The organism is Sulfitobacter sp. HI0129, from assembly GCF_001635395.1.
Classification (GTDB): Bacteria; Pseudomonadota; Alphaproteobacteria; order Rhodobacterales; family Rhodobacteraceae; genus Sulfitobacter.
Genome location: NZ_LWGH01000475.1, coordinates 1 through 4,226 on the forward strand (window position 1 = coordinate 1; position 4,226 = coordinate 4,226).

Genomic DNA, 4,226 nt, shown 5'->3' on the forward strand with positions numbered 1-4,226 from the left:
ATAACCGGGGCGCTGATCCTTGTCTTCGTCTTCACCCTGGGGGCCTATCTCTTGCCGCAGGTGCTGGGGCGACCGCAGCACTGGACGTTGTCGGTGCATATCACCGATCAGGCGATCTTTCAGTCGAACCTGCCCTTCGCGGCGGCGATGGCGATTTTCCTGATGCTGGTGTCGCTGGCGATGGTGGGTCTTTCCTCTTTGCTTGGCCAGAAAAGGATGTAGCCGGTGCCTGCCCTGTTTCGAAACCTCTTCATCCTGCTGGTGGTGCTGTTCCTCGCCGCGCCGCTTGTCGTCATCCTCGGGGTGTCGCTGAACGAGCCCAAGCGGCTTCTGTTTCCGCCCGAGGGGTTTTCCCTGCAATGGTATGCGGAGCTTTTCCGGGCGAACGACTGGCTGGGTGCCTTGCGCAATTCGGTCGTGATCGCACTGGGCGCCAGTGCCATCGCGGTATCGATCGCCCTGCCGCTCGCGCTTTATGTCTGGCGCAAGCAGAACCGGCTGGCAAAGGCGCTCTTCGGGCTGGGGGTGGCGCCTTTCATGCTGCCGCCGGTCATTTCGGCCCTGGGTTTCATGATCTTCTGGATCACGGTCGGCTTCTACGGCCAGATCGGTGCGACGATGGTTTCGCACGGGGTTTTTTTGGTGACCCTGCCGCTGGTCACGATCTCTCTCGGGCTCGAAGGGATCGACCGGCAGTTGATCGAAGCCTCCCGCTGCATGGGTGCCAACAGCCGCATGGTTTTCAGGACGCTGATCTTTCCGCTGGTGCGGCCCTATGTGATGTCGGGCTTTGCCTTTGCCTTTGTCCTCAGCCTCAATGAATATATCATCGCCTATATGGTCGCCGGGTTCACCGCCGAAACCCTGCCGATCAAGATCTTCAACTCGCTGCGGTACGGCTATACGCCGGTGATGGCATCGGTCGCTGTCTTCTTCGTCATGACGGCGGTGCTGATCTACGGAAGCATCGCCCGTTTTGGCGATCTGCCCCGGCTTCTGGGGGCGGAAAGGTCAGCCGGATGACAAGTAGCGCCATGCATACGGGATTGACGGCGGCGCTGTGGCAGGGCGACAGCGTACCGGGCGATATCGCGGCCAACTTAGCGCGGATAGAGGCCGCGGCAGAAGGGGCGGCGGAGGCCGGGGCTGACCTGCTGGTCATGCCGGAATGTTTTCTGACCGGCTATTATTCCCACGCGGATCTGAGCGAGATCGCGGTCCGCGTCGATGAAGGCTGCATAAGCGCGCTTGCCGCCCTGGCGCAGCGGTTGTCACTGGTTCTGGTGGTGGGCAGCTACGAGTTGACGGAAGCGGGACTTTACAATGCGGCCATCGTTTTCGACCCCGAGCTTGGGGTGATCGGCCCCTACCGCAAGCGGATGCTCTACGGGGAGTGGGAAAAACGCAGTTTCCGGCGCGGGTCGCAGCCGCTGATCTTTTCCTGCAAGGGTGTGAAGGTCGGCGTGCTGATCTGTTTCGACGTGGAATTCCCGGAGCGGGTGCGCGAACTGGCGACCGGCGGCGTGGAGTTGCTGGTGGTGCCCACGGCCCTAATGGAGCCCTACGACAAGGTGACATCCCTGCTGGTGCCGGCGCGGGCTTATGAAAACGGGATCTTCGTGGCCTATGCCAACCGGGTCGGAAGCGAAGAGGAACTGACCTATCTGGGCGGAAGCTGCATTGTCGGCCCGGATGGAAACCATCTTGCCCGGCTTGGCGCGCGGGACGTCGGACTGGCCTCTGCCCGGATCGACACCGCCCGGATCGGTGTGGCCCGCGCCGAGGTTCATTACCTTGGCGAAATGGATAAGGCGTAGCGGGGCAGGGGGCGAACCCTTCCCCGCCGGGATCCCATGCGGCAGCCACTTGCGTTTGCGCGGGCCGTCACAGGCATATGGGGCTGTTTGGTTATGGTGCTACGCGCGGGCGGAGTGGTTTTCGATCCGCGCGCCGAAAGTCATCCGCGCCAAGCCCCAAAGGAACACAGCGAACAGTAAATGCAGCACCGCCGCGGCCACGATAACCTTGGGCGTCACCGCCAGACCGAGAAAGCCCCAGTCGACGACAGGAAAGAAGAAAACCAAGGTCGCGATCCACAGAACGAATGCCAGCCAGAAGGCGCGCATGAAGGTGAGAGCGTCCGCGAACAGAAGGAAATAAACGACGGAGAAACCCGTCACCCAAACGGCATGAAACAACAGACCCACCGGCAGCGGCAGAGCACTTTCCCACAGCGTTTCGGCGAATGCGAGGCCGAGCGGTTTGGGCAGCGGCGAAATCCCGGCTTTCAGCCCGACTAAGGTGATCAGGCCCGTCAGGATCGAAACCGCGACCCCGATAGCCACAGCTTTTGTCCATTCTTCCGAGTTCAACGTATGTATTTGCATCTTGGCCTCCATTGCAATTTTCAACCACACCGTGTCGATTGATGGTGTCGCCTATTGTCGGAAACAAATCTGGAGCTACTCCATGTTCCGGGGGAAAAGGGAAAAGGGAAAAGCGAATGAGCGAGCCGCAGTCTTCTCGGGCCAACCTGTCCATCGGGGATGTTTCCGAACTGACCGGAAGCAGTATCGACACGATCCGGTATTATGAACGCGTGAACCTGATGCCCGAAGTTGAGCGCACCTCAGGGGGGCATCGCGTCTATACAGACGAACATATTCGACGTCTGGCTTTCATTCGTCACAGTCGTGCGCTGGGGCTGAGTCTGGAGCAGATACGGCAGGTCGTGGATGGGACCGAAGGCGGCTCCTACAGTTGCGAAGAATGGCAGAGTCTGCTGAACCTCTGCGCCGAAGGGATAGTGCGGCAGATCGACGACCTCAGGACCGCCGAGCGTAACCTTCGCGAGATGATCGACGCCTGCGGTCAGGCAGAGCTTCCCAATTGCCGGGTGGTCGAAAGGCTGTTGGCAGGAGAGATACCGCAGTAGGCTTACTGCACCATCTTGAAATATTGCGCACGGTAAACGTGTTCCATCCCGGCCTGATTGCAGCTGCCGAACCGCATGTTGCTGGTGCCGTCGATGTTCCCCCCCGAGATAAACGAGGCCCCCTGAATACCGTTGGCGTTCGCCGCGAACTTGATGTCACCCAGCGCCAGTATCTGGCCGCCGAAGACGTTGAGCTTGGCCGCCGCGCGGAAGCCGCCCAGCGTCATCAGGACCGCACCGCCACCGGCGGCGCAGGCATCGTCCCGTCCGAGGTTCAGATTGGAGGGGGCGCTGAGTGAAGCAGGGCCGGTATTGGTCGTGGCGATCACCACGTCCTCCAGTATCGTGCCGCTTGCGAATTTAACCTCGCAGCTCGTGATGAAGACAAACTCCGAATAGGTGCCCTGACCCAGAGTGATCTTGCCGCTGCCCCCGCAGGCGAGGTAATTCACCGCCCCCGGCATGAAATGATTGGGGGTGAGGCCCCCGCCGCCCGACTTGGCAGGCGGACCGCCGGAGCCGCTGTTTCCCGGTTCCACCGCCAGTTTGCGTTCATCGACCTCATAAAGTGATCCCGGCGCCACATAGGGGGGAAGATGCTTGGCCTTGGCTGTCCAGAAGCTGTCAATGATCTCTGGCAGATCGGCCAGGAGCCGCATGCGGTAAACCCCTTGGCGCAGCGCGGCCTCAAGCCCGCTGTTCTTTTCATAGCCGGAGTTCGGTATGTCGAGTTTGCTGATGTCGGGCATGGAAACACCGGTGCCTGCCTCGAAGACATTGTTCTGGTTCAGGCTGACATAATTGTTGGCATGGACGCAGAAGGGCGCTGAAAAGCGGTTGTTCGACTGGATGTCGACGACGTTATCGGCCACGAACCCTTCCGTGAGGCAGGGGGGGTAGTAGGTGCTGAAGACAGACTGCACCCCGACATCGAAGGTGTCGAACCCGAGGATATGCAGCAGCAGGTTCCGCGATGCGTTGTTGCGCACTTCGGCCATGGCTGCATAGACCCGGACGGCGGATTTTGAATCCTGTGCCGCGGTGAATTCGAATTTTTCCGGGTCCCAGACGCCGAAGCTGACGTCGGCGCTGGTGATGACATCGCTCCCGAAGCCGGAGGTCGGCAGGAGATCGAGAATGATATCGCCGGCGACCTGCCGGGCTTCGTCGGCGCTCTTGTCATCGCGGGAATAGAGCGCGGCATGGGCCGCGGTGTCGGCGGCGATCTGCAGGCGGGTCCTGTCGGCCATGACCCGGTTGAAATCGACGCTGAGGCCGCCGATCACGAGGG

Annotated in this window: 5 protein-coding genes and 1 pseudogene; 4 read left to right on the forward strand and 2 right to left on the reverse strand. The window is 60.9% G+C overall.

Annotation, left to right across the window (positions count from 1 at the left end; genetic code table 11):
* The 3 genes and pseudogenes from A3764_RS12935 to A3764_RS12945 all read left to right on the forward strand — a co-directional run.
* Positions 1 to 222 (forward strand): annotated as a pseudogene (locus A3764_RS12935) (ABC transporter permease); the annotation flags it as partial.
* A gap of 3 nt (positions 223 to 225) precedes the next feature.
* Positions 226 to 1,023 (forward strand): ABC transporter permease, encoded by a 798-nt coding sequence (locus A3764_RS12940; protein WP_067921447.1) that lies wholly within the window; start codon positions 226 to 228, stop codon positions 1,021 to 1,023.
* Positions 1,020 to 1,817, forward strand: coding sequence for a carbon-nitrogen hydrolase family protein (locus A3764_RS12945; RefSeq protein ID WP_082851162.1), 798 nt, complete (start codon positions 1,020 to 1,022; stop codon positions 1,815 to 1,817). Before A3764_RS12940 ends, A3764_RS12945 begins: the two co-directional genes overlap by 4 nt.
* 99 nt (positions 1,818 to 1,916) lie before the next feature.
* Here A3764_RS12945 and A3764_RS12950 read toward each other — a convergent pair whose 3' ends face one another.
* Positions 1,917 to 2,345, reverse strand: a complete 429-nt coding sequence (locus A3764_RS12950) for a hypothetical protein (RefSeq protein WP_201722301.1) — start codon at positions 2,343 to 2,345, stop codon at positions 1,917 to 1,919.
* Between the two features lie 158 nt (positions 2,346 to 2,503).
* On the opposite strand from A3764_RS12950, the gene A3764_RS12955 reads away from it, so the two are divergent.
* Complete coding sequence (locus A3764_RS12955) at positions 2,504 to 2,935, forward strand: MerR family transcriptional regulator (RefSeq protein ID WP_067921451.1); 432 nt, start codon at positions 2,504 to 2,506, stop codon at positions 2,933 to 2,935.
* A gap of 2 nt (positions 2,936 to 2,937) precedes the next feature.
* On the opposite strand, the gene A3764_RS12960 is transcribed toward A3764_RS12955, so the two are convergent.
* The coding region (locus A3764_RS12960; RefSeq protein WP_067951649.1) for a pilus assembly protein TadG-related protein at positions 2,938 to 4,226 on the reverse strand (1,289 nt) is incomplete at its 5' end.